The organism is Actinoplanes sp. CA-131856 (assembly GCF_050956135.1).
GTDB lineage: Bacteria > Actinomycetota > Actinomycetes > Mycobacteriales > Micromonosporaceae > Actinoplanes.
The window spans coordinates 1,378,174-1,402,288 of sequence record NZ_CP191849.1 but is presented as its reverse complement, the minus strand read 5'-3'; the positions used below and the strand labels follow the sequence as shown (position 1 = coordinate 1,402,288).

Here is a 24,115-nt window from a genome sequence, read left to right as displayed (position 1 = left end):
CCACGACGAAACCAGCGTCCGTGGAATTCACCCATCGGCAGATCCTCACGATCCTCGCCGGCTTGATGATGGGCATGTTCCTCGCCGCGCTGGACCAGACCATCATGGCGACGGCCACCCGTACCATCGCCGACGACCTGCACGGCTTCAACATCCAGGCCTGGGCCACCACGGCCTTCCTGATCACGTCGACGATCTCCACGCCGCTGTACGGCAAGCTCTCCGACCTGTACGGCCGGCGGCCGTTCTTCCTGTTCGCCATCGGCATCTTCGTCGTCGGCTCGATGCTCTGCGGCCTCTCCCAGAACATGTACGAGCTGGCCGCGTTCCGCGCGATCCAGGGCATCGGCGCCGGCGGCCTCATGTCGCTGGCGCTGGCGATCATCGGCGACATCGTGCCGCCCCGCGAGCGCGCCAAATATCAGGGCTACTTCCTGGCCGTCTTCGGCACCGCGAGCGTCCTCGGCCCGATCCTGGGCGGCTTCTTCGCCGGCGCCGACACCATCCTGTGGGTCGACGGCTGGCGCTGGGTCTTCTACCTGAACGTCCCGATCGGCATCGCCGCCATGGCCGTCGTGGCCCGGGTGCTGCACCTGCCGCACACCCGCGTCGACCACCGCATCGACTGGCCGGGAGCGCTCACCCTGATCATCGGCCTGGTCCCGCTGCTGACCGTCGCCGAGCAGGGCCGCGACTGGGGCTGGGACTCCGGCCGGGCCTTCGCCTGCTACATCATCGGCGCCCTCGGCCTGATCGGTTTCATCCTGGCCGAGCGTGCCTACGGCGACGAGGCGCTGCTGCCGATCCGCCTGTTCCGCAACCGCACCATCGCGGTCGGCGCCACGTCCAGCACGATCCTCGGCATGGCGATGTTCGGCGGCCTGATGACGGTGCCGCTGTACCTGCAGATCGTGAAGGGCTCCTCGGCCACCATGGCCGGCCTGCAGATGATCCCGTTCGTCTTCGGCATCATGTCCGGCTCGATCATCTCGGGCCAGCTCATCGCCCGGACCGGCCGCTACCGCATCTTCCCCATCATCGGCAGCACGCTGATGGTGGCCGCGCTGGCCCTGTTCTCGACGATCGGCGCCGACACCCCGCTCTGGCGCACCATGCTGATCATGGTGCTGATGGGCCTAGGCCTGGGCGGCAACATGCAGCCCATGATCACGGCGGTGCAGAACGCGGTCTCCCCGCGCGAGATCGGCGTCGCCACGAGCTCGGTGACGTTCTTCCGCTCGATGGGCGGCACGCTGGGCACCGCCATCTTCCTGTCGGTCCTGTTCAACGTCCTGCCCGGCAAGATCAGCGACGCCTTCACGACGGCCCGCGCGACGCCCGAGTTCCAGCAGGCCCTGGCGGCCAACCCCGACCAGGCGCAGACCCTCCAGCAGGCCACGGCGGGCGGCGGCGACCTGAGCGACACGTCGTTCCTGACGAAGCTGTCGGACGTGATCGCCCACCCGTTCAAGGAGGGCTTCTCCGAAGGCATCCAGGTCGTCTTCCTGCTGGCCCTGGCCGTCATGGTGATCGGCCTGATCGTCGTCTTCTTCCTGCCCGAGATCCCGCTGAGCCTCCGCTCGGCCCAGCAGCAGCGCGCCGACGACATCCTGGCCGCCGAAAACAGCGACGGCGTCCCGGGCGAGGTGGGCGCGGGTCCCCTCCGCGACAAACCGGCCACCTCCGACACCGACGCCGTTCCCGCCGGCAAGGACAAGAGCTGACATTCACGACCATGTCGTAGCGGGGTGGTGGGTACGGACCGCAACTCCCGTCGAGGGCCCGGGCGGGGCGAGCAGGGCGCTGGCGCGCCCAGAACGCTCACCCCACCCGGGCGGCCTGCATGAGTGGTCACCCTCGAAAACCACAAAACCGGCGCGCTCGGCCGCCTGTGGACAACCGCGCTCCGTCCCCGGCCGGGGCAGTAGCGTTGCGGCATGGCTGTTGTGAAGATCAACGCGATTGACGTCCCCGAGGGCGCCGGCCCCGAGCTGGAGAAGCGTTTCGCCGCCCGGCAGGGCGCCGTGGAAAACGCCCCCGGCTTCCTCTCGTTCGAGCTGCTGCGCCCGGTGGCCGGCGAGACCCGCTACTTCGTCTACACCCGCTGGGAAACCGAAGAGGCCTTCCAGGCATGGTCCGCCGGCAGCGGCCGAGCCGCCCACTCGGGCGAACGAGCAAAGCCCGTCGCCAGCGGCGCTTCCCTGCTGGAGTTCGACGTGGTCCAACACGTCGAAAAGCCCACCGCCTGACCTTCTTCAAGCCTGCCGCGCAGCACTGGGCCGGCACGACGCCCAGCTCGACCGGCGCGGCACAGCGCTGGACCCGACACGACGCCCGACTCGACTCGCGCGGCACTGCGCTGGACCCGGCACGACGCCCGGCTCGACCGGCGCGGCGCGGCGCTGGGCCGATGCGGCGCAAAGCGGGTGCGACACGGAGGCAGCGCTGGCCGCAAGCGGCGCGGCGCCGCGGGTGGGGCGAGTCGGGTCAGGCGTTGCGGGCGGCTGCTGTCACGAGGCGGTCGGCTACGGACTGGCGGTCGAGGCCCAAGCGCTGGGCGGTGTCTCGGAGGACGTCGTGTGCCTCTCGGACGCCGCAACCTCGCTGGGCGATGATGACGCCGATGGCGTGGTCGATGGTGGCGCCGGCGCTCAGGGCGTCTCGGCGGCGCAGCTCGTCCAGCAGGACCTCGGACTGGTTGGCCAGGGCCATGGCGGTCAGCAGGCGGTCGGGGCCGGGAGCACCGGGCTCGTCGAAGTAGAGGCTCAGCGCGCCCACCTCGGCTCGGGGCAGATCGAGTGGCACGGCGGCCACCGCTCGCACGCCGTCGGACCGGGCGGCCTCGGCCAGTTCGGGCCAGCGCTGGTCGGCGGGCAGATCGGGGACGGTGACCAACGTTCGGGTGCGTGCGGCCTCCAGACCCGGGCCGGGAGTGCCCTGCGCGTACTGAAGGGCGTCCACGGCCTCGCCCGCGGGGCCGTGGCCGGCCTGGGTCACCGGCGCCCCCTCGCCGATCAGGGCGATCGAGCAGCGGATCGTGCCGGGCACCGCGGTCACTGTGAATCCGGTGAGTTTCTCCAAGGCCGCGGTGAAGCCCTCGGCCGACAGCAGCAGCGCCGACAGCTCGTGCAGCAAGCCCGCCAGCTCCAGCGGGTGCGGGCCGGCCGGGGGTGCGGGTGTGCGCGTGCGCCCGGGGCGGGTCAGCACTCGGGCGGGGCCACGCTGCGGGGACGAAACCCGGCGATTTGGGGCAGGCACGCGGGGCATCCTGCCATGAGCATCGAAGAACACGTAAGTCTTGTGCCTCTACCGGGTGGTTTCGCCGGTCTGGGCGGCCTGTCCGGAGCTGCGCCTTTCCAGGAACGAGTCGGGCGCCGCGCCCGGGTCGTCCTCGCGCTCGTCGGAGTCGGCGAGGATGGCTTCCGCCTGCGCCCGCGGGTCCGCGCTGCCCCCGCCCACCTGCTCCTCGGGGAGCAGATCGGCGGCGCGCTGCCCGATCCGGTCATCAGTCATAAAAGATCAAGTACCCACGACGGCACGGGCCTCAAACAAATGTGCGCCGCCCCCGGCGGACCGGGGACGGCGCGATGTCGGTGTGCAGGTCGCCTCGCGGCGAGTGGCTCATCACGGCTCCAGCCGAACGGTATTCCGTGAAGGCAATGGGTGAGGCCCGGGGACACTGGGCACACCGACATCTGCTCTCAACGGTCGGGTGACCGGCATGATTCCATTAGCCGATGTGACCCCGGTCACAGCGTTTGTGGCGGCACGCGGCGGGTAGTCCTCGGCCGTGAGCGATGACTTCCGTGAGCTGGACGCCTTCCTCGACGACGCCTTCGACGCGCAGGAACGGCTGAGCAGCGCCGACCTGCAACGCCGGGCGATCGCGGCCGATCTTCCGGCCACCGCCATGACCCGGATCGACGCGTTGCCGGAAGGCGAGTACGCGCAGGACGAGGCGGCCGAGGCGCTGCGGATTCTCGAAGTCTGACAAGTCCCGTACGGGCCAAGGAGGGCGCGGACATGGAGCCGATCGGCGATCCGGACGAGCAGGAGGATTTCGCGGCCGAGCACGACGACACGGCCGTGGACGAGGAGATCACCGCGGACCGGGACGACAGCGAGACCGAGAGCCCTCAGGGGTGGTCCGGCCTCGACCGGGACGGACCACCCTGAGGAAACTCAGTCCTCTTCCGCCGCGTGCTTGGCGATGTCGTAGGCCATCTGCAGGAAGTCGCTGACCGCGGTGGCCGTCAACGTCGTCGCGGCCAGGCGGGTCAGGCGCGGGGCCAGGACCAGGCCGCCGGTGAGGCCGGTGGCCACCCAGACCGCCAGGCAGAACGGGCATGTGATGAGTTCGCCGATCCCGTGCTTCAGGGAGCTGTGGTGGTCCCTCACCTCTTCATTGAGCTCGGCCGCCCCGGCCGGCTCGCTGTACCGGGTGAACGGTGCCCTCAGCGGGCTGGTGACCGAGTCCTTGGCGATCAACCGGCTCAGCTTGTGGGTGGCGATCGACAACAGCGCCACGTCGCCCAGGGAAGGGCGTTCCGGCGCGGGCTTCCCGGTCACCTTCGCGGCCGCGGCCAGACTCGCGGCCAGGGCGCCGAAAGCGCCCATGGCGGCCAGATAGCCGGCGAGCGGCCGGTGTTCGTGGGGGGCGTACGACTGGCCGACGCGCGCCAACCGGGCGCGCAGCGTCTCGGTCAAGGGGGTTCTCCTAGCTAGAGGTCCTGGGTCAGCCGGTCCGGGTCCACTTCGCGGCCGGGATAGCGGGCCATGTATTCGGTCTCCAGCTCGGCCGTCCGCTGGAAGTGGTTGGCCAGGGCCGCGTCCGGGCCGTGACGGAGGGTGGCGAACCGCGTGCGATAGAGGCTGGACAGCTCGCGGAAGAGGTCCTCGTCCGCCAGACCCGCTGGATCGATCCCGTTCTCCATGACCGGACGGTTGCCCATGCGGGCGGAGGTCAAACCCGCGCCGGTACGCTCAAGGGCATGAAGGGCCTGTGGACTCCGGCGTGGATCGCCCGGCACGTCCTGGCGCTGGTCCTGTTCTTCGGGTGCCTGGTGCTGGGCTGGTGGCAGTTCAGCCGCGCGACCGGCGGGAACGCGATCAGCTGGGGCTACATGTTCGAGTGGCCGGTCTTCGCGGGCTTCGTCGTCTTCCTCTGGTGGCGCGAGGTGCAGCTGGCCCGGCGCAAGCTCGACCCGGCGCGCGCCGGCGAGTCCGAGCCCGAGAGGCTCCCAGGTACGGCTGTTACCGTCGGCCGGCCGGTCCGGGTGGCCGTGCGTCCCACCGTGGACGCCGACGACCCCGAGACGACCGCCTACAACGACTATCTGGCCTGGCTGAAGGAACACCCGGGCGCCCGCCCGGGCGACTATCCGGGCCAGAAATAGAGACTGAAGAAGGACGTGCCACTGTGCAGGGTGCCCTGACCCGCTACCGGATCATCGCCTACATCGTCGGCGTGGGGCTGCTCGCGCTCGTCGTGGTCGGCATGCCGCTGAAGTACCTCGGCGACAACGACACCGTGGTCGCGGTGGTCGGCCCGGCCCACGGCTTCCTCTTCATGGTCTACCTCGTCCTCACCTTCGACCTGTCGCGCCGGGCCGGGTGGTCGTTCCCGCGCATGGTCGCCGTGATGCTGGCCGGCACCATCCCGTTCCTGTCCTTCTGGGTCGAGCGCAAGGTGAGCAAGCACTGGATTCCGCAGCGTGAGGCCGAGCTTGCGAATAGTCCGGCTTGAGAGGCACCATCAACACATTGTCCTCGCCGAATGACTATGTGCTATCGGGATCAATGACGCAAAGCGGTACGCAGTCTTAAATCACTCTGTGACCACTTGCATTTGATGTTTCCCCCGATAAGTTAATGCGGTTGGTCCGGTCCGCAGCCACTCCCCTCCGTGGCGCCGGCCAGCGCCGCCCAATCCTTCGCGGTGCCGGCCCGCTCTCCCCCGAGCGGTCCGCAGGCCCGTGACGGAGCCGGGGAACCGCGTTTCTGGGGTGAATCCGCGCGTAGCGGTAGGGCTACTTCCGAGCCCGAATCCGACAGCTAACCCGGTAGGCGGCCAAGCGGAAGAAAGGCCACTAATCCGGTGCCACACCTCCGTACGAGGCTTCGGGTGCTCGCCGTCGCGGCCATGGCAGTCGCGATGACCGGGTCTCTGGCGACAGCCGCTCACGCGGCTCCGTCCACGAGCGAGCTCACCAAGAAGATCGAGGCGGCGTCCAACCAGCTCGAGGACATCACCGAGAACTACAACAAGATGAACATCAGCCTGAAGAAGACGATCGCGGACGAGAAGAAGCTCGCGGCGTCTCTGGCCCCCGCCCAGGCGGCGCTCAAGGCCGCGAGTGCCCGTGTCGGCACTCTCGCCGCGACGTCGTACATGCAGGGCCGGGTCGGGCCGATGACCGCCCTGCTGTCCGGTGAAGGGCAGGACGACCTGGTCGACAAGATCAACTACCTCGACCAGATCTCCCGGGCCAACCAGCGCGACATCGACTCGTACACCGAGGCGACCCAGAACTTCAGCTCGCGCCAGGCCGCCCTCAAGGCGACCCAGGCCAAGCAGACCGCTCAGGTCAACGCGCTGGCCGCTCGCAAGACGACCATCCAGAAAGACATCAAGAAGCTGATGGCCATGCGCACCGAGGCCTACGGCCAGGCGCAGGAGTCCACCTCGAAGTACACGGGCACGGTCCCCAACCTGCCGGGCTCGGCCGGCAAGGCGGTGGCCTTCGCCTACAACCAGCTCGGTGAGGCGTACGAGTTCGGCGCGGACGGCCCCAGCACCTGGGACTGCTCGGGCCTGACCTCGGGCGCGTGGGCCGCGGCGGGCAAGTCGCTGCCGCACAACACCGAGGCCCAGTGGGGCGTGGTCGCCCACATCAGCCGATCGCAGCTCCAGGCGGGCGATCTGGTGTTCTACCGAAGTCTCGGGCACGTGGCGATCTACGTGGGCGGCGGCATGATCATCCATGCGCCGCACACCGGATCGGTGGTCAAGAAAGTCTCGATCGACATCATGTCGCCGTACGGCTACGGACGCGTCAAGTAGCGTCCTCAGGCACAGCAAAGGCCGGTACCCCTTCTCGGGTACCGGCCTTTTGTGTCTAGAAAACGGGGGGGTGTTTCTCAGGCGGCCTGGAGGCCCTCGGCCCGGGCCAGCTCACGGAGCCGGCCGAGCGCCTGGATCTCGAGCTGGCGGATGCGCTCGCGGCTGAGCGAGAAGCGCGAGGCCACCTCGGTCAGCGAGTGCTCCCGGCCGTCCTCGAGGCCGTAGCGGGCCCGCATGATGCCGGCCGAACGGTCGTCGAGGTGGTTGAGCAGACCCTCGATGCGCTGGCGCTCGAGCGCCGTCAGCACGATGTCCTCGGGCGACGGAGCGTCGCTGTCGGCGACCAGGTCGCCCAGGTTGGTGTCGCCGTCGTCGCCGACCGGCGTGTCGAGGGACACCGTGTCCTGCGCCCAGCGGGTGAGCTCGTTGACCCGCTCGACGGTGACGCCCAGCGCCGCCGCGACCTGCTCGGGCTCGGGGTCGCCGCCCAGCTCACGGACGAGCTGACGGGTCACGTTGCGCATCCGGTTGACGTCCTCGACCAGGTGCACGGGCAGGCGCACGGTGCGCTCCTGCTGGGCGATGGCCCGGCTGATCGCCTGACGGACCCACCAGGTGGCGTACGTCGAGAACTTGTAGCCGCGCTCGTAGTCGAACTTCTCGACCGCGCGGACCAGGCCGGTGTTGCCCTCCTGGATGAGGTCGAGCATCGGCATGCCGGAGCGCACGTAGCGCCGGGCGATCGAAACGACCAGTCGCAGGTTGGCCCGGATGAACAGGTCCTTGGCCTTCTGGCCCTCGGTGACCAGTCGCTCGAGCTCTTCCCGGCTCACGCCGCGCTTGGCCTCGCCGGTCTCGAGCAGGTGCTCGGCGTAGAGGCCCGCCTCGATCGCCTTGGAGAGCTCGACCTCGCGTGCGGCGTCCAGCAGCGGTGTCCGTGAGATCTCGTGCAGGTAGACGCCAACGAGGTCGCGCTCCTCGGCAACCTGATCGGTCCTCAAGACGGTGCTCTTCTCCACGTTGCCCACGGTCCCCTCATTGCCATCACTACTAACCCCGCTACGGGCGATACCTGTGTCCATCAGTTCCTCCCCGTAACGTCCGCAGTTCGCACATTGCGGTTACTGGCATCTACACAACAAATTGCTGCCTGTACTGATTCCGGCTGGTGGGTCGAAAGTGTCACGAATGCCTGGGTGATAGCTGAGAGCCCCGTGCGTACTTGCTGAGCAGGCCCATACTGGCGGCATTCCCACGCGCCCTGGTCGTCGGCAGCGCTGACTGACGCTTACCCGTCGCTCGTCTCATGACACCACCGGCCCCTCATTGATCACAGCGACGGGCATCACCAATGACCTTGGGACCCTCGTCACCACCCTGTACGGCCGAGTGGCTTCCCGGGTTCAGGTGGTGGATCGTCAGGTTCGCGACGGGCTTGAAACAAAAGCACGATCGAAAAGATCCCGAGGCGTTGACCGAACGGGACCACCTGCCACAATGCGGCACGCGGCGGCGCAGTTCACTCGCCCGCACGGGTGATGCTCCGGCGAGTGACCCACCGTTCGACAACGGTTCGGACATCCCGAACCATCCGGATGGCCAGGGTGACGAAGAACACAGCGGGAGGGCACATGGGCGAGGGCACGGTTCTGATCACGGGTGGGACCGGCGGCATCGGCGCGACGGCGGTCGAGAGATTCGTGGCGGAGGGCTGGCGGGTGGTAGCCCCGATCCGTCCGGGGTCGTCCAAACGGCTTCCGAAGGGCGCCCTGGCGGTCACAGCCGACCTTCAGGACGAGACGGATGTCACCGCCGCCGTCGAGGCCGCCGCGGGTGACAGCGGCGCCCCGCTGCGGGCGGTGATCAATCTGGCCGGCGGTTTCGCGGTCGGCGGGCTGATCGCCGAGACGCCGATCGCCGGGCTCGACGCGATGCTCACGGCCAACCTGCGGCCGACCTATCTGGTCACCGCGGCCGCACTCCCCCGCCTGGTGGCGGCCGGCGGCGGCTCGGTGGTCTGCGTGGCGGCGCGGGCGGCCCGGTCGCCGTTCCCGGGTGGATCCGGATATGCGATCTCCAAGGCGGCCGTGCTGGCCTTCGCCGGCGCCGTGGCGACCGAATACAAGAAGAGCGGCGTGCGGTGCAACACGATCCTGCCCGTGGTCGTGGACACCCCGGCCAACCGGCGGGACATGCCGGACGCGGACTTCAGCAAGTGGCCGAGCGCCGACGAGATCGCCTCGGTGCTGCTCTTCCTCGCCTCGGACGCCTCGAAGCCCACCACCGGCGCGGAACTACCCGTTTAGAGAAGCTCGGCGAACTGGTAGCCGACGACGGTGAGCATGCCGGCCAGCGCGGCCGCTCCGGCCAGGAGCAGGCCGCGGCGCCGGGCCACCGGGCTCGAGGCGAGCGCGGCGTGCAGGGCCGCCGAGACCTCGTCCGGGGTGCCGTTGGCGTCGATCACCACGAACGACGCGAACTCGGGCAGCGAGCGATAGGCGGCGTCGGCCGCGGTGAGATAGGCCATCGACTCGTGGTCGTAGCCCCGGGCGTCGATCCGCCGCTGGGCCACCGCCGGGTCGACGGCGAGCAGGAACGTCACGTCCGGGCGCGGGAAGAATCGGTAGGCGAGGCGGGCCCGGCGCTCGGCGGCGGGACGGGCGCCGCGGGCCCGCAGGCTCGCGTACTGGCAGTAGGCGTAGCGGTCCATGACCACGACGCCGCCGGTGAGGACCCGCCACAGCAGCGTGCGCAGCATGGCCAGCCAGCGCAGCACCGACTCGACGAAGAGCATGCCGCGGCGGCCGATCAGGTCCTCGGCGTCGCGTTTGCCGAGGCGGACGGCCACTTTTCCGACCCAGTGGCGACCGCCCGCGTTGCGCCGGTAGACGGCGGGCAGGCCGGCCGCGGCGAGCTCATCGGCCAGCCGGTGCGCCTGCGTCGTCTTGCCGGAGCCGTCGATGCCGATCAGGGCGATCGTGCGAAGGGTCATGCCAACCAACGGTAACCGGCAGGTGCACATCGGGTTTTCCGGCGACGGCGCTCAACTCCGTACCAAAATGGGGGTTGCAGTGGGTTTTGCCCGAAGATCCCCGAGGTCGGCGGTTCAAACGCGGGGGCGCCCGGGTAGTCGTAATCGGCACGGGACCGCACACGCCGACAGGGGGAGAACGTCATGCCGCACCAGGTGGACGAGGGCCTGGCCACCACGTTGAAGAAGGTTGCCTCGACGCTCAAGGCGGCAGGCATCCCGTTCGCATTGGGCGGGAGCTTCGCGGTGTGGGCGCACGGCGGCCACTCCAGCGACCACGACGTCGATTTCCTGCTCCGTGAGCAGGACAAGGAGCAGGCGCTGGCCGAGCTGGCCAAGGCCGGCTTCCGCACCGAGCAGCCGCCGGAGGACTGGCTGGTCAAGGTCTACGACGAGGACCGGATGGTCGATCTGATCTATCGGCCGGTCGAGACACCGGTGACCGACGAGACGCTGCGCGACACCGAGCAGATCTCGGTCGAGGCCATCTACATGCCGGTGCTCTCGGCCAGCCAGCTGATGATCCACAAACTGCTCAGCTACAGCCAGCACTACTGCGATTTCGCCACCGGACTTCCGGTGGCCCGGTCGCTGCGCGAGCAGATCGACTGGGACCGGGTCCGGCGGGAGACGAGCAAGTCACCTTATGCCGAGGCGTTTCTGATCCTGCTGGACCGGCTGGACGTCGTCCCGCTGCCGGAGGCGCTGGCAACCAAATGAAGGGCCAGGACCTATGACGAATGACATCGATCTCGAGGCCGAGATCCAGCGGCTGCTGACCGAGCACGACCGGATCGCCGAGCAGGGCATCACGGTCCAGCGCCGGGAGCACTCGATCGTGCTCGGCGGCGAGGTGGAGAGCGCGCAGCGCCGGGACGAGATCTGCCGGCAGATCACCACGCGCTTCCCCGAGGTGCAGATCACCTGCGACATCGGCATCACGCGGGCACAGGCGCCCAGTGAGGTGGAGGAGATTTCATGATCCGGATCGCCGCCGTGGGCGACGTCCACGTGGACAAGGACGTGGTGGGCCGCTACCGGCCCGCCCTCGAGGAGCTGCCGGACCGCGCCGACGCGCTGCTCGTGGCCGGGGACCTGACCCGCCACGGCACGGTCGAGGAGGCCCGCTGCTTCGCCAAGGAGTTCGGCGGCCTGGCCGTTCCGGTCGTCGTGGTGCTCGGCAACCACGACCACCAGAGCGACCTCCAGGACCAGGTCACCGACGTGCTCCAGGACTCCGGCATCACGGTGCTGGAGGGCGCCGCGACGGTGCTGGAGATCAACGGGCACCGGCTCGGCATCGCCGGCACCAAGGGCTTCGGCGGCGGGTTCGCCGGGGCGTGCGCCAGCAACTTCGGCGAGCGCGAGATGAAGGACTTCGTCGGCACCTCCGAGCGCTATGCGGCCGCCCTCCGCGAGGCCCTGCACTCCGTCGAGGCCGACGCGCTGGTGGCACTGACCCACTACGCGCCGGTGCCGGAGACGCTCACCGGTGAGCCGCTGGAGATCTACGCCTTCCTCGGCTGCTATCAGCTCGGCCAGGCGATCGACTCGGCTCCCACCACGCTCGCCCTGCACGGGCACGCACACCATGGATCAGAGCGCGGCCGTACGCCCGGAGGGGTGCCCGTACGCAACGTGGCGCACCCGGTGATCAAGCAGGCGTACAACGTCTATCAGCTGCTCAGCGGCGAGATCGAATCGTCACTTACGACCGTCGGATAAACACGTTTCCGAAATCGGGCACCCGGGTATCTCAGGCGCATGGACGTACTCCTTTGGATCCTCGCAGTCATCCTGGTGGTCGCCGGTATCCTCGCCCTCTTCCGGCGGCAGCTCCTCTGGGGAATCGTGCTGATCATCGTGGGCCTGCTGGTCGGCCCCGGCGGCGTCAGCATCTTCACCTGATCTCCCGCGACAACAACCACAATCCCCCGGTAAACCACAGAGCCGGGGCCACCTGAACGGGTGGCCCCGGCTCCTCTCGTGGGGGTGCCGCACTCGCCGTGCGATGACCTTCCCCCGATTGCTGACTGAATCACTCGCGGAAATCTTTCGATCTTTTCTCGCGAGGTGGCTCTGTCGTGGCCGAGGTCCATCACTTCACGTACGGCGTCTTCAATCCGCTCGCCGCCTATCTGCTGGCCTTTCTGGGCTCGTTCTTCGGCCTGCTCGGCACGGCGCGAGCGCGGGACGCCCGCACGCGGGGGCGGCGCAACCGCTGGCTGGTCATCTCGGCCTTCGCGATCGGCGGCGGCGCCATCTGGCTCATGCACTTCGCCGCCATGCTCGGCTTCGAGGTGCCGGACAGCCCGGTGCGCTTCGACATCCCGATGACCGTGCTGAGTTTGGTCTTCGCGGTCGCCGCGGTCGGCACCGGCCTGATCATCGTCGGGCACGGCCGGCGCAGCCTGCCCAAGGTGATCGCGGCCGGCGTGCTGACCGGCGGCGGTGTGCTCGCCATGCACTACACCGGCATGTACGGCATGCACGTGGCGGGCGACATGCGATACAACCTGGCCCTCGTCGTCGCCTCGGCGATCATCGCGGTGGTCGCGTCGACGGTGGCCCTGTGGTTCGCCATCTCGGTCCGGGGCTGGGCACCGATCAGCGGTGCCGCGGCCATCATGGGCGTGGCCGTCTGCGGCATGCACTACACGGGCATGGCCGCGATGTCGGTGCACCTCGACCCGCTCGGCACGGCCGTGGTCGACGGATTCCGCCCGCTCACCATGATCGTGCCGATCACCCTGATCACCGCCGCCACCATCGTCGGGGTGGCGCTCAGCGCGCTGCAGGCGATGACCGAGGAGGAGTTCACCGACGGCGCCGGCACGCCGCGCCGGGGCGCACACGCCGAGAACGCCGGCGCCGTCCCGTGGTCGCTCAAGCAGGCCACGATCGCCACGCCGACCGTCCGGCGGCCCTCGCCGCGCCCGGTTCCGATGCGCACGCCCACCAACGGCTGACGTGTCCGGTACGTTCTCGGCATGGCGCCACGGATGTTGCTGTCGATGCCGTTGCACGCGATCACCGAGGTGTACGGCGAAGCCGGCCTCCGCGAGCGGTTGCTGCTCGAGCTCGAGTCGTTCCCGGACGACGAGCGGGAGCGGCTGGTCGAGGCGCTCGACCTGGCGGCGCGACTGCACGCGAACGATCGGCGGGTGCGCGAGCCCTATCTGAACCACCTGCTCCGGGTGGCCATCCGCATCATCAAGTACTACGGGGTCCGCGACGTCGACGTGCTCACCGCGGCTCTCCTGCACGACGCCGTCGAGGACCATCCGGCCGAGCTGGCCGGCCGCGCCACCGGCACCTATCAGGAGCTGACCGACGCCGCGATCGCCGAGCTGGCCCGCCGCTTCGGCCCGCGCACGGCCGAGCTGGTCCGCTCGGTCACCAACCCGGAGTACGACCGCGACCGGGACCGCCACGAGCAGTACCGGCAGCACGTGGCGGACAGCCTGGAGCGCGACCCGTGGGCCCGGGTGATCAAGGTCTCGGACTTCACCGACAACGGCGTCGGGGTCGTCCACACGACGCCGGAGAAGGCGTTCAAGGCAGCCGTGAAGTACCGCCCACTCGTACCGAAGCTCCGTGAGCTGGTCGGCCGCCCGGACACCCCGCTGTCGATAGCGGCCAAGGACCACATCCTTGATCAGCTCGACCTGGCCGAGGAGCGTTTCGCCGCGATCCTGGATGACTAGCCTGGGGTTATGCCCCGCACTGAACACTGGTGGCGCGACGCCGTCATCTACCAGGTCTATCCCCGCTCGTTCGCCGACAGCGACGGCGACGGGATGGGCGACCTGCCCGGCATCACCGGGCGCCTGCCCTATCTGCGAGACCTCGGCATCGACGCCGTGTGGCTCTCACCGTTCTATCCGTCCCCGCAGCACGACGCCGGCTACGACGTGGCCGACTACCGCGGGGTCGACCCGCGCTTCGGCGACCTCGGCGACGCCGACAAGCTGATCGCCGAGGCGCACCACCTGGGGCTCAAGCTCATCGTCGACCTGGTGCCCAACCACACCTCGAGCGAGCACGAATGGTTCCGCGCGGCGCTGGCGGCGCCCCCGGGCAGCCCGGAGCGTGCGCGCTACATCTTCCGCGACGGCAAGGGCCCGGACGGCTCGGAGCCGCCGAACTCGTGGCAGAGCGTCTTCGGGGGCCCGGCCTGGGAGCGGCTGCCGGACGGGCAGTGGTACCTGCATCTGTTCGACGTCACCCAGCCCGACCTCAACTGGGACAACCCGGAGGTCCGGTCGGAGTTCGTGGACATCCTGCGGTTCTGGCTCGACCGGGGTGTCGACGGCTTCCGGGTCGACGTCGCGCACGGCCTCATCAAGGACAAGGACCTGACCGACTGGACGTCGACCAGCCAGATCCTGGGCGGCCTGGAGCCGGCCGGCCCGCCGCCGCCGATGTGGGACCAGGAGGGCGTGCACGCGATCTACCAGGAGTGGCGCTCGGTCCTCGACCAGTACGAGGGTGGCCGCATCCTGGTGGCCGAGGCGTGGGTGCAGCCCGCTTCGCGCCTGGCCCGCTACGTGCGGCCGGACGAGATGCACCAGGCCTTCAACTTCCCCTATCTGGACGCGCCGTGGACCCCGGTGCGGCTGGCCGAGATCATCGACGAGTCGCTGGCGGCCAACGACGAGGTCGGCGCGACCACCACGTGGGTGCTGTCCAACCACGACGTGGTGCGGCACGCGACCCGGCTCGGCTATCCGGTCGGGCAGGCCCGGATGCACGGCATCGGGGCCGGTGACCCGCAGCCGGACACCGCTCTCGGCCTGCGCCGGGCCCGGGCGGCCACGCTGCTGATGCTCGGGCTGCCGGGCTCGGCCTATCTCTACCAGGGTGAGGAGCTGGGGCTGCCCGAGCACACCACGATGGCCGACGAGTTCCGCGAGGACCCGGCGTGGGAACGGTCGGGGCACACCGAGCGGGGCCGCGACGGTTGCCGGGTGCCGCTGCCGTGGGAGGCGGACGCTCCCTCGTACGGCTTCGGGCCGTCGGACAAGAGCTGGCTGCCGCAGCCGGCCGTCTGGGCCGAGTACGCGGCCGACCGTCAGCAGGGCGTGCCCGGCTCGACGTGGGAGCTCTACCGGACCGCGCTGACCACCCGGCGGTCGCACGGCCTGGGTGGTGGCACCCTGACTTGGACCGATAAATCCGACAAGTCGCTTATGTTCGTGAACGGTGACGTGCTGGTGGTGACGAACTTCGGGCCGGAGCCGGTCGAGCTACCGGCCGGGGCCACCGTCCTGCTGAGCAGCGAGCCCCTCGACGACGACGGGCGGGTCCCCACCGACGTCACCGTCTGGGCGGTGCTCTAGCTGAGCCGCGCGGGCCAGCAGGGCGGCGTGGGTATCGGACATGTCCTTCGCCACCGTCCTGCTGGCCAGCCAGAACATGACGCCGGTGGGCACCCAGAACAGCTGGAAGGCGGCCAGGCCCACCGCGTAGTTGAGCGGGGGCGGGAACGCGCCGGCCAGCCCGCGGAAGGCCACCGCCACCATCGCGTTGCCGCCGGCCCGGCCGAAGCCGTTGACCAGGTTGCCGAGGCTGTAGACGGTGCCGCGGTGCTCGGGCGGGTTGACGTCGGCGATCAGCGCGAACCAGTTCGGCGAGTTGGCCGAGGTGAGCATCAGCGCGAAGACGGCGGTGGCCAGGCACAGGCCGACCGTGGGTGAGGTGAAGACGCTGCCGAGCACGGCGCCCACCACCGCGCCGGTGCTCCCGCCGTCGGGGACGTCGATCTCCATGGGCACGAAGAACAGCACGATGTAGAAGGGGACCGCGGCCAGGACGCCGACCGAGGCGACCAGGGCGCGGCCACGGGGCGTACGGCGCTGGAGCCGGTCGCCGGCCAGGCCGCCCAGGATCGACAGCGCGCCGCCGAGCTGGAAGAGCGTGGCGAAGGCGCTGCCGACCAGCACCGCCGTGCCGGCCGAGTAACCCTGGTCCTCGGCCCGGGAGCGGAACAGGACGGGCAGCCAGACCAGCGAGCCGAGGGCGATCTGGGCCGTGCTGCCCTGAAGGATCAGCCAGACGTTCGTGCGGCGGCGCAGGATCAGCGGCAGGTGGTCGTGGTGGATCCGCTCGTCGTACTCGACACCGGCCAGCTCGGGCTGGCTGTCGCCGCGGGGCACGTTGTAGGTGAACAGGTAGGCCACTCCCGCGACCACGCCGACGGCCGCGGTGACCAGGAACGGCTCGCGCCAGTCGGTGTGCCCGAGGAAACCGCCGACGAGGGTGCCGGCGAGCGTGCCGACGCCCTGGGAGAGGCCCCAGAAGCTCATCACGAGGCCACGGCGGCGCGGCGAGATCAGATCGCTGACCACGGCGAAGCTCACCGAGGCGACAGCGCCCAGGCCGAACGAGGCGACGATCTGGGCGGTCAGGAAACTGCCGTAGCTGCCGGCCAGGCCGGACCAGGCGGTGCCGGCCACCCAGATGGCCGTGCCGAGGATCAGCACCGGTTTGCGGTCGGTGCGATCCCCGGCGTACGCGAAGCCGATCGCCGCCACCGCGCTGATCAGGAACATGATCGTGGTGGCGAGGGCGATGCGCGCCTCGCCGACCCCGAAGGCGTCACCGATGCTGCCGTAGAGCGGCGGCACCAGGCCGATGGCGACGTTGTCGAGCGAGGCGAGGACCACGAAGACCACCACGCTGTACGCGCGATGGGCGGTACCGCCTCTGCTCACCCGCAAAGGTTAGCGGGCGCGGTTGACAACCGCGTCTCGTGCGGCGGCGTACTGCTGCCGGATGAGGGGAACGGGCGTGGCCTCGTACGTCTCCGGCGGCTCGGCCGACCACACCGGCGGCTCCTCGCCGCCGAGCGCCACCCAGGCCGCCTGACGGGCCGCGCCGTCGGCCACGTATTCACCGGGCGGCGGGACCAGCACCGGCAGGCCGAACAGCTCGGGCGCGACGCGGCGGACGGCCTCGCTGCGGGCGCCGCCACCGACCAGGACGATCCGGTTGGCCGTGGCCCCGTTCGCGACCAGGGCGTCGAGGCCGTCGGCGAGTGCGCAGAGCATGCCCTCGACCGCGGCCCGGGCCAGGTGGGCCGGGTCGGACGTCTTCAGGGTGAGGCCGTGGATCGCGCCGGTGGCGTCGGGGCGGTTCGGCGTGCGCTCTCCTTCGAGGTACGGGATGAGCACGAGCCCGTCCGCACCGGCCGGCGCGCTGAGAGCGAGCCGGGACAGCTCGGCGTGGTCGACCCCGAGCAGCTTGCCCGCGGCGTCGAGCACCCGCGCCGCGTTCAGCGTGACCACGATCGGCAGGAACCGGCCGGTGGTGTCGGCGAACCCGGCGACCGTGCCGGTCGGGTCGTTCGGCGAGACCTCGGAGCTCACGAAGACCGTGCCCGAGGTGCCGATCGAGACGATCACGTCGCCGGTGCCGGCCCCCGTGCCGAGGGCGGCCGCCGCGTTGTCGCCGGCGCCCGGGCCGAGCGGGGCGCCGTTGGGCAGGTGGCCCGCGATGCCCGTGGGCCCCAGCACCTCGGGGACCTTGATCCGGCGCCCGAAGCCCAGCTCGAGCAGGTCGAGCCGATATTCGTTGGTCTTGGCCGACCAGTACAGCGTGCCGCTGGCGTCGCTGCGGTCGGTCCTGATGTCGTCGATGTTGGTCGACCCGGTGAGCTTCCAGGTCAGCCAGTCGTGCGGCAGGCAGACCGCGGCCACCCGGGCCGCGTTCTCCGGCTCGTTGCGGGCCAGCCACCGCAGCTTGGTCAGGGTGAAGCTGGCGACCGGCACGATGCCGACCGCCTCGGCCCATTTCTCGCCCCCACCCAGCTCCTGGATGAGGTCGGCGGCCGCCCCGGCGCTGCGTGTGTCGTTCCACAGCAGCGCCGGGCGGACCACCTCGCCGTTCTCGTCGAGCACCACCATGCCGTGCTGCTGGCCGGCGACCGAGGCCGCGGCCACGTCGTCCAGGCCACCGGCCTGCTCGATCGCCTCCTGGAGGGCGGCCCACCAGGCGTCCGGATGCACCTCGGTGCCCTCCGGATGGCTCGCGCGGCCCTGACGGACCAGCTTGCCGGTCTCCGCGTCGCGGATGACCACCTTGCAGGACTGGGTGGAGCTGTCGATCCCGGCTACGAGGGTCATGTCTTCCCTAACCTCAGTTCGCGCGAAGCAGGTGGTCGATGGCCAGCTGGTGCAGCTTCACGAAACCGTAGCCCTGAGCGCCGGCCGCGTCGACGTCGTACGACTCGAAGGCGCTCTTGTCGTTGAGCAGGTCCTGGTAGGTCTCGCCCGGGTTGAGGGTCGGGGTCTCCAGCTCGAGCACCTTGCTGGCGCGCAGCGCCTCCTGCACGGCCGGGTCGGCCCGGAACTCCTGCGCGCGCTCCTTGAGCAGCAGGTACATCCGCATGTTGGCCTTGGCCGACTCCCACACGCCGTCGAAGTCCTCGGTGCGCGACGGCTTGTAGTCGAAGTGGCGGGGGCCGTCGTACTTGGGGCCGCCGCCGATCGGGCCGTGCTCGAGCAGGTCGACCAGGGAGAACGCGTTGAGCAGGTCGCCGTGGCCGAAGACCAGGTCCTGGTCGAACTTGACGCTGTGCTGGCCGTTCAGGTCGATGTGGAAGAGCTTGCCCTGCCACAGCGCCTGGGCGATGCCCTGGGTGAAGTTGAGGTTGGACATCTGCTCGTGGCCCGTCTCCGGGTTGATGCCGAACAGCTCGGGGCGCTCCAGCTCGTACGTGAAAGCAATCGCGTGACCGAGGGTCGGCAGCAGGATGTCGCCGCGGGGCTCGTTGGGCTTGGGCTCGATGGCGAAGCGCAGGCCGTAGCCCTTGTCCTCGGAGTACTGCGCGACGAGGTTGAGGCCCTCGCGGTAGCGGTCGAGCGCGGCGTTGATGTCCTTGGCCACGTCGTACTCGGCGCCCTCGCGGCCACCCCAGAGCACGAAGGTCTTGGCGCCCATCTCGGCCGCGAGGTCGACCTGGCGCAGCACCTTGCGCAGCGCGTAACGCCGGACCGAGCGGTCGTTGCTGGTGAACGCGCCGTCCTTGAAGACCGGGTGGCTGAAGGTGTTCGTGGTGACCATCGGGACGATCAGGCCGGTCTCTTCGAGGGCCTTCTTGAAGCCGGCGATGATGCCGTCGCGGGTCTGCGCGTCGGCGCCGAACGGCACCAGGTCGTCGTCGTGGAACGTGATGCCGTACGCACCGAGCTCGGCGAGCTTGTGCACGGCCTCGACCGGGTCGAGGTGGGGACGCGTGGCCGAACCGAACGCGTCCTGGGCCTGCCACCCGACCGTCCAGAGGCCGAATGAGAACTTGTCTTCGCGTGTGGGCTGGACCGGCACGGTTACCTCCACGTAACAGCTCGGATTTGTTTAGTGGTTGAATTATTTGGCGGCCGTGTGGCATTGTCAAGGCCGTGAACGGTCGTCTGAGAAGTCCTTCCCGGGCGCCCGTCCGTCAATCGAGCGTGCGGGCCCACAATCTCGCACTGGTGTTGCAGACAGTGGTAAACAGCGCAGATCGCCCGTCCCGGGCGGCGATCGCCGGGGCCACCGGGCTCACCCGGGCCACGGTCAGCGCCCTGGTCGACGACCTGATCGCCGGCGGCCTGCTCACCGAGCACGGCCCCGCGCCCCGCAGCGGCGCCGGCCGGCCCGCCACCGCGCTCGCCCTCTCCCCCGACGGCCCGGCCGGCCTCGGCCTGGAGATCAACGTCGACTATCTGGCCGCCTGCGTGGTCGATCTCACCGGCGTGGTGCGGCACCGCTTCATGGACCGCTCACCCACCCTGGCCGGGCTGGGCGAGCTGGCCGCGCGGGCCCGCGCGGCCGCCGCCGAGGACGGGCTGACCCTGGCCGGGGCCGCGCTGGCCGTGCCCGGCCTGGTCGCGCCCGGCGGCCTGGTGCGGGTCGCGCCCAACCTCGGCTGGCAGGACGTCGACCCGATCGCCTATCTGCGCGGGACGCCGGCCCTGGCCGACCTGCCGATCACCGTCGACAACGAGGCCAACCTGGCCGCCCTGGGCGAGCTGCGGGCCGGCGACGGCGAGCCCACGTTCGTCTACGTCTCGGGTGACGTCGGCATCGGCGCCGGCATAGTGCTCGACGGCGACCTCTACCGCGGCGGTCGCGGGTGGAGCGGTGAGATCGGCCACGTCACCGTCTATCCGGACGGGCGGCCCTGCCGCTGCGGCGCCAACGGCTGCCTGGAGCAGTACGCGGGCGCCACCATGGTCGCGGAGGATCCGGCGCTGGCCGCGGCCGCGCTCGGCATCGCCCTGTCGGCGGTGGTCAACCTGCTCGACCTCGACGTGATCGTGCTCGGAGGCGGATACGCTCCGCTGTTCGGCGAGCTGAGCGCCGGCATCGAGGCCGAGCTGCACAAGCGGGTGCTGACCGCCGGGCTCGCCCCGGTCACGCTGCGGCCGGCCACCCTCGGCGCCGACGCGGCCGTGCGCGGGGCGGCCGACGCGGTGATCCGTGCCGTGCAGGACGATCCGGCGGCATGGCTCGCGCTCCAGTCCGTCTGAGCGGCGCGGCTCGCGGTCCAGTCCGTCTGAGCGGCGCGGCTCGCGGTCCACGCCGTCTGAGCGGCGCGGCTCGTGCTTCAGGCCGTCTGAGCGGCGGGGCCGCCGAGCTCCTCGCCGCTGTCGGCCGAGGCGGCGGCGAACTCGGTGAGCCCGCGCAGCAGCGCGGCCCGGCCGGCGGCCGACATCTTCTCGAGCACCGCCGTCATCGACTGGCGGCGGATGCGCCGCAGCTCGGCCAGCACCGCCCGCGAGGCCGGGGTCAGATAAAGCGCGATCTCGCGCCGGTCGGCCCGGCCCGGCACCCGCTCGACCAGGCCCGAGGCGACCAGCCGGTCGCAGAGCCGGCTGGCCGACGACAGCAGCATGGACAACTCGGCCGCGAGACCGCCGAGGTTGAGGCCCTCGGCCCGCTCGACGGCGAGCAGCGCGCTCAGCTGCACCGAGGACAGGCGCGGGGTGACCTGCTCGCGGGCCACATCCCAGGCGAGCAGCAAGGCTTGCGCCGCGTCGTCGATCGCGGCGGCGTGCATCGGGTCCGGCCCGTCCGGCCCCTGGTAAACGGCCATGGTGCAGCAGAGACTACCGGTACGGGCCGATCTGTTCGAGGAGGTCGCCATTGATCGACAGGCTACAAGCGGTCCGCCGGGCCCTGGCCGAGGCCGCCGCCGATGTCGTCCCCGAGCGCCTGGCCGGCGCTCTGGCGAGCGCCTACGCCCTCGATGACACCGAGGTCTACCTGGTCGACTACCGGCTCGCGGCCCTGTTGCCGCTGCTCGGCGACGAACCGGTCACCCACCCCGGCGACCCGGCCTGGCGCAGCTTCGACCACCAGTCCGAGGTGATCGACGACGACGTCGTCCACCTGCCGGTCACCGCCCGGGGGGAGCGGATCGGGGTGCTGCGGGCCGCGCCGGTCCCGGACGATCCCGACTCGCGGGGCGAGCTGGCCGAGATCGCCACCCTGCTGGCGCACGAGCTGCAGTCGGCGGCGGCCGGCACCGACCGCTACCGCACGGCGGCCCGCACCAAGCGGCTCACCCTCGCCGCCGAGATGCAGTGGGAGCTGCTGCCCGGCCGCAGCCGCGTGCGGCCCTCGTTCAGCCTGGCCGGGCAGCTCGAGCCGTCGTACGCGGTGCGCGGCGACAGCTTCGACTGGGCCGAGCACGACGGGCGGCTCTTCCTGAGCGTCCTCAACGGGATGGGCGACGGCGTGCAGGCGGCCCTGCTCACCGCGCTCGCGACGTACGCGCTGCGCAACGCCCGGCGGGCCGGCATCGGGCTGGCCGACCAGGCCGCCCTGGCCGATCAGGCGATCTACGCCCAGCACCGGGGCGCGCAGTACGCGTCGGCTCTCATGCTCGAGATCGATCTGTCGACCGGCGAGGTGCTGGCGGTCGACGCCGGATCGCCGCGGCTGCTGCTCCTGCGCGACGGCGTGGTGACCGAGCACAAGCTGACCGCGCAGTTCCCGCTCGGCATGTTCGAGGACACCGACTACCGGGTGCAGGGCTTCACCCTGCGCGCGGGCGACCGGCTCATGATCGTCAGTGACGGCGTCTTCGAGGCGGTCACCGGCTCGGGGCGATACGGCGAGGCGGCGCTGGCCCGATTCGTACGGCGGACCCGGTCTCTGGCCCCGTTGCAGGCCGTCCGGTCGCTCCTGGGCGACCTGCGGACCCATCTGGGTGACGCGGAGCTCGAGGACGACGCGGTGGCCGTGTGCCTGGACTGGCCGGGGCCGCTCCCCTAGAGGGAACGGCCCCGGATCGTCGTCAGCCGGACGTCAGCCGGTGGCTCCGGTGCGGCGGCCGATCGCCTCGGCGAAGATCGACGCCATGCGCGCCGGGTCCTTCGCGATGAAGACGCCGCCGGCCGGGGTGACCTTGACGATCTGCTGGAGGACCGGCTCGTCGACGCCGTCGCCGATACCGATGATCACCAGGCGGACCGGCTCCTTCGGGTCGTTCAGCTTCTTCAGCTCGGCCAGGAGCTTCTCCTTGCTGATGCCGTCGGGGTTCTCCTCCTTGCCGTCCGTGAAGAGGATGACCGAGTTGACCTTGCCGGGCTCGTACGTCCTCTTGACCTCGCCGTAGGCGGCCAGGATGGTGTCGTAGAGGCCGGTGTCGCCGCCCGACTTCGGCACGATCTGCGGGATCGCGCCCGCGATCTGCGTGCGGGACGAGGCCAGCGGCTTGATCGACTGGATCTGCCGCCAGGGCTTCTTGCCGTTCATCTCGGTGGAGAACAGCCACACGCCGACGGCCCACTTGTCGTCGAACATGCTCAGACCCGCGGCCGCGGCCTTCTGGGTCACCAGCGCCCGGGACTGGTTGTTGGCCGAGGGCACCGGGTCCTTCATCGAGCCCGAGACGTCGAAGACCGCGAGTACCCGGCCCGGCTGCGTGATCGCGTTCCAGCTGCCGAGCACCTGGGCCAGCGTGCTGGCGTCGAGGCCGGCCGCGGCCGTGCCACCGGCGTTGTCGCCACCACCGGCCGCGGGCTTGGTGACCGCGGGCGAGGCGTCGGGAGCGCCGAGCGGCCGGGCGAAGTCGGCGCCGTACGACCCGTCGGGGGCCCGCAGGCCGGCCGCGCCCAGCGCGTTCTTGAAGGACGCGCTCGCGAGCTGGGTCCGCAGGCCCTCGGCGACCTTGGTCTTCTGGAGGTCGACCTCGGGCATCACCGCGTACGGGTAGTCGAGCGGCAGCGGGCTCGGGTTGAGGTAGAGCGCGACCAGCGGAACGGCCGGCTTCTCAGCGTTGTACGCGACCACGTCCTCCTCGGACAGCGGTGCGGCGCCGAGGCTCTGCGCGATGTCGTTCGGGTCGGCTGACTTCGGGAATTTCTGGAGCAGATCGTCCCGCAGCGCCGAGGCGCTGTTGGCCAGGCCCTTGATGGCCGAGACCTTCGTCGACTGCGCCTTCTCGCCCGTGCCGGCCGCCTGGCCGAGCGCGAGCAGGCCGGCCAGGCCGGCGGCGTCGAGCGACGGGTTGACGATGCCCGTGTTGAGGCTGGTGCTGGTCAGCATCTGGTTGAGCAGCGTGCCCCAGCTCAGCTTCTGGTCGGGCCAGCCGATCTTCTCGGCGACCGGCTTGGGCATGGCGACCACGACGGGGCTCTGCGCGATCGGTTTCTGGTCGGTGGGAGCGAAGCCCGGCGCCTCGGCCTTGAGCCGCAGCAGCCAGGTCGACGAGTCGGGGATCCACACGTCCGGGACCTTCACCGACTCGGGCGCGGTGCCGAGCCCGGTCAGCTGGACCTTGTGCTCACCGGCGACAGCCGCGGCCATGGTCGACGAATTGGTATTGACGACGCTGACTGCGACACAGGTGCCGTCGACATTTGCTCCGTCCTGTACCCAGCGTTGCGCAGCTTGATCAACTGCGGGCTGGATCTCGTTGGCGGCGGCGACTGTCAACCGGATCGAACCGGTGCACCCCTTGTCGGAAAGCTGCTGGTAGCCGAGGTACGACCCGGCCAAGACGACGACTATCGCCATCGCGGCTCCGA

Annotated in this window: 28 protein-coding genes and 1 riboswitch; of the genes, 17 read left to right on the top strand and 11 right to left on the bottom strand. The window is 70.3% G+C overall.

The genetic code is table 11. The features are described from left to right. The first annotated feature begins 20 nt into the window (after nt 1-20). Both ACQP2X_RS06735 and ACQP2X_RS06730 read left to right on the top strand, forming a co-directional pair. Nucleotides 21-1,724 carry an MDR family MFS transporter gene (locus tag ACQP2X_RS06735; RefSeq protein WP_498695115.1) on the top strand — a complete coding sequence of 568 codons (1,704 nt, stop codon included), beginning with the start codon at nt 21-23 and terminating at the stop codon, nt 1,722-1,724. A gap of 213 nt (nt 1,725-1,937) precedes the next feature. Beyond that, on the top strand, nt 1,938-2,249 hold the full coding sequence (locus ACQP2X_RS06730) for an antibiotic biosynthesis monooxygenase family protein (RefSeq protein ID WP_498695114.1): 312 nt from the start codon (nt 1,938-1,940) through the stop codon (nt 2,247-2,249). 238 nt (nt 2,250-2,487) lie between these two features. On the opposite strand, the gene ACQP2X_RS06725 is transcribed toward ACQP2X_RS06730, so the two are convergent. Both ACQP2X_RS06725 and ACQP2X_RS06720 read right to left on the bottom strand, forming a co-directional pair. After that, on the bottom strand, nt 2,488-3,267 hold the full coding sequence (locus tag ACQP2X_RS06725) for an ANTAR domain-containing protein (protein WP_498695113.1): 780 nt from the start codon (nt 3,265-3,267) through the stop codon (nt 2,488-2,490). Nucleotides 3,268-3,306: 39 nt separating this feature from the next. Further along, a complete protein-coding gene (locus ACQP2X_RS06720) occupies nt 3,307-3,513 on the bottom strand; it encodes a hypothetical protein (RefSeq protein WP_498695111.1) in 207 nt (68 codons plus the stop codon). A gap of 277 nt (nt 3,514-3,790) precedes the next feature. Between ACQP2X_RS06720 and ACQP2X_RS06715 the strand changes: the two genes are divergently transcribed. Together ACQP2X_RS06715 and ACQP2X_RS06710 are read left to right on the top strand one after the other, a co-directional pair. Next, entirely contained in the window at nt 3,791-3,991 is a 201-nt protein-coding gene (locus ACQP2X_RS06715; protein WP_245922924.1) for a hypothetical protein, read from the top strand. Nucleotides 3,992-4,023: 32 nt separating this feature from the next. Then, nucleotides 4,024-4,176 carry a hypothetical protein gene (locus ACQP2X_RS06710; protein ID WP_498695110.1) on the top strand — a complete coding sequence of 51 codons (153 nt, stop codon included), beginning with the start codon at nt 4,024-4,026 and terminating at the stop codon, nt 4,174-4,176. A 6-nt stretch (nt 4,177-4,182) separates the two neighbouring features. Here ACQP2X_RS06710 and ACQP2X_RS06705 read toward each other — a convergent pair whose 3' ends face one another. Then, nucleotides 4,183-4,707 (bottom strand): DUF1360 domain-containing protein, encoded by a 525-nt coding sequence (locus ACQP2X_RS06705; protein WP_498695109.1) that lies wholly within the window; start codon nt 4,705-4,707, stop codon nt 4,183-4,185. A gap of 14 nt (nt 4,708-4,721) precedes the next feature. Next, complete coding sequence (locus tag ACQP2X_RS06700) at nt 4,722-4,952, bottom strand: DUF6158 family protein (protein WP_498695107.1); 231 nt, start codon at nt 4,950-4,952, stop codon at nt 4,722-4,724. Between the two features lie 39 nt (nt 4,953-4,991). On the opposite strand from ACQP2X_RS06700, the gene ACQP2X_RS06695 reads away from it, so the two are divergent. The 3 genes from ACQP2X_RS06695 (at nt 4,992) to ACQP2X_RS06685 (ending at nt 7,063) form a co-directional block, all read left to right on the top strand. Then, nucleotides 4,992-5,396: a hypothetical protein gene (locus ACQP2X_RS06695; protein ID WP_498695106.1), complete on the top strand. Its 405-nt coding sequence runs from the start codon at nt 4,992-4,994 to the stop codon at nt 5,394-5,396. Between the two features lie 23 nt (nt 5,397-5,419). Next, nucleotides 5,420-5,746: a DUF3817 domain-containing protein gene (locus tag ACQP2X_RS06690; RefSeq protein WP_498695105.1), complete on the top strand. Its 327-nt coding sequence runs from the start codon at nt 5,420-5,422 to the stop codon at nt 5,744-5,746. 210 nt (nt 5,747-5,956) lie between these two features. Continuing rightward, a riboswitch (cyclic di-AMP (ydaO/yuaA leader) is annotated at nt 5,957-6,084 on the top strand. 70 nt (nt 6,085-6,154) lie between these two features. After that, a complete protein-coding gene (locus ACQP2X_RS06685) occupies nt 6,155-7,063 on the top strand; it encodes a C40 family peptidase (RefSeq protein WP_498695104.1) in 909 nt (302 codons plus the stop codon). A gap of 77 nt (nt 7,064-7,140) precedes the next feature. Here the strand turns inward: ACQP2X_RS06685 and ACQP2X_RS06680 are convergent, their stop codons facing one another. After that, entirely contained in the window at nt 7,141-8,145 is a 1,005-nt protein-coding gene (locus ACQP2X_RS06680) for a sigma-70 family RNA polymerase sigma factor (RefSeq protein WP_364673200.1), read from the bottom strand. Nucleotides 8,146-8,667: 522 nt separating this feature from the next. Between ACQP2X_RS06680 and ACQP2X_RS06675 the strand changes: the two genes are divergently transcribed. Continuing rightward, entirely contained in the window at nt 8,668-9,369 is a 702-nt protein-coding gene (locus ACQP2X_RS06675) for an SDR family NAD(P)-dependent oxidoreductase (protein WP_498695103.1), read from the top strand. Here ACQP2X_RS06675 and ACQP2X_RS06670 read toward each other — a convergent pair. Next, nucleotides 9,366-10,055, bottom strand: coding sequence for a dTMP kinase (locus tag ACQP2X_RS06670; protein WP_498695101.1), 690 nt, complete (start codon nt 10,053-10,055; stop codon nt 9,366-9,368). The two genes, ACQP2X_RS06675 and ACQP2X_RS06670, sit on opposite strands and share 4 nt — an antisense overlap. 183 nt (nt 10,056-10,238) lie before the next feature. Here ACQP2X_RS06670 and ACQP2X_RS06665 point away from each other — a divergent pair, with 183 nt between their 5' ends. The 7 genes from ACQP2X_RS06665 to ACQP2X_RS06635 all read left to right on the top strand — a co-directional run bounded on the left by ACQP2X_RS06665 (nt 10,239) and on the right by ACQP2X_RS06635 (nt 15,436). After that, nucleotides 10,239-10,814, top strand: coding sequence for a nucleotidyltransferase (locus ACQP2X_RS06665; RefSeq protein WP_498695100.1), 576 nt, complete (start codon nt 10,239-10,241; stop codon nt 10,812-10,814). 13 nt (nt 10,815-10,827) lie between these two features. Further along, a complete protein-coding gene (locus ACQP2X_RS06660; protein WP_498695099.1) occupies nt 10,828-11,076 on the top strand; it encodes a hypothetical protein in 249 nt (82 codons plus the stop codon). Next, the gene (locus tag ACQP2X_RS06655; protein WP_498695097.1) at nt 11,073-11,819 is read left to right on the top strand and encodes a metallophosphoesterase family protein; all 747 of its coding nucleotides are present in this window, start codon (nt 11,073-11,075) and stop codon (nt 11,817-11,819) included. Before ACQP2X_RS06660 ends, ACQP2X_RS06655 begins: the two co-directional genes overlap by 4 nt. A gap of 39 nt (nt 11,820-11,858) precedes the next feature. Then, a complete protein-coding gene (locus ACQP2X_RS06650) occupies nt 11,859-12,002 on the top strand; it encodes a GPGG-motif small membrane protein (protein ID WP_179855124.1) in 144 nt (47 codons plus the stop codon). Nucleotides 12,003-12,178: 176 nt separating this feature from the next. Continuing rightward, complete coding sequence (locus ACQP2X_RS06645; RefSeq protein WP_498695095.1) at nt 12,179-13,063, top strand: MHYT domain-containing protein; 885 nt, start codon at nt 12,179-12,181, stop codon at nt 13,061-13,063. A gap of 21 nt (nt 13,064-13,084) precedes the next feature. After that, on the top strand, nt 13,085-13,801 hold the full coding sequence (locus tag ACQP2X_RS06640; protein WP_498695094.1) for an HD domain-containing protein: 717 nt from the start codon (nt 13,085-13,087) through the stop codon (nt 13,799-13,801). A gap of 9 nt (nt 13,802-13,810) precedes the next feature. After that, complete coding sequence (locus tag ACQP2X_RS06635) at nt 13,811-15,436, top strand: glycoside hydrolase family 13 protein (RefSeq protein ID WP_498695093.1); 1,626 nt, start codon at nt 13,811-13,813, stop codon at nt 15,434-15,436. Here ACQP2X_RS06635 and ACQP2X_RS06630 read toward each other — a convergent pair. From ACQP2X_RS06630 to xylA, 3 genes are read right to left on the bottom strand one after another with little or no spacing between them, the layout of a single operon-like run. Beyond that, nucleotides 15,344-16,810: an MFS transporter gene (locus ACQP2X_RS06630; RefSeq protein ID WP_498695092.1), complete on the bottom strand. Its 1,467-nt coding sequence runs from the start codon at nt 16,808-16,810 to the stop codon at nt 15,344-15,346. The two genes, ACQP2X_RS06635 and ACQP2X_RS06630, sit on opposite strands and share 93 nt — an antisense overlap. 9 nt (nt 16,811-16,819) lie before the next feature. Then, the gene (gene xylB, locus ACQP2X_RS06625; RefSeq protein WP_498695090.1) at nt 16,820-18,220 is read right to left on the bottom strand and encodes a xylulokinase; all 1,401 of its coding nucleotides are present in this window, start codon (nt 18,218-18,220) and stop codon (nt 16,820-16,822) included. 13 nt (nt 18,221-18,233) lie between these two features. Continuing rightward, nucleotides 18,234-19,421 carry a xylose isomerase gene (gene xylA, locus ACQP2X_RS06620; protein ID WP_498695088.1) on the bottom strand — a complete coding sequence of 396 codons (1,188 nt, stop codon included), beginning with the start codon at nt 19,419-19,421 and terminating at the stop codon, nt 18,234-18,236. 149 nt (nt 19,422-19,570) lie between these two features. Between xylA and ACQP2X_RS06615 the strand changes: the two genes are divergently transcribed. Then, entirely contained in the window at nt 19,571-20,608 is a 1,038-nt protein-coding gene (locus ACQP2X_RS06615; RefSeq protein ID WP_498695087.1) for an ROK family protein, read from the top strand. Between the two features lie 77 nt (nt 20,609-20,685). Here the strand turns inward: ACQP2X_RS06615 and ACQP2X_RS06610 are convergent, their stop codons facing one another. Then, nucleotides 20,686-21,174: a MarR family winged helix-turn-helix transcriptional regulator gene (locus tag ACQP2X_RS06610; RefSeq protein ID WP_498695086.1), complete on the bottom strand. Its 489-nt coding sequence runs from the start codon at nt 21,172-21,174 to the stop codon at nt 20,686-20,688. 50 nt (nt 21,175-21,224) lie between these two features. On the opposite strand from ACQP2X_RS06610, the gene ACQP2X_RS06605 reads away from it, so the two are divergent. Then, complete coding sequence (locus ACQP2X_RS06605) at nt 21,225-22,358, top strand: PP2C family protein-serine/threonine phosphatase (RefSeq protein ID WP_498695085.1); 1,134 nt, start codon at nt 21,225-21,227, stop codon at nt 22,356-22,358. Between the two features lie 33 nt (nt 22,359-22,391). Here ACQP2X_RS06605 and ACQP2X_RS06600 read toward each other — a convergent pair whose 3' ends face one another. Then, on the bottom strand, nt 22,392-24,104 hold the full coding sequence (locus tag ACQP2X_RS06600) for a substrate-binding domain-containing protein (RefSeq protein WP_498695084.1): 1,713 nt from the start codon (nt 24,102-24,104) through the stop codon (nt 22,392-22,394). Between the last annotated feature and the right edge of the window lie 11 nt (nt 24,105-24,115).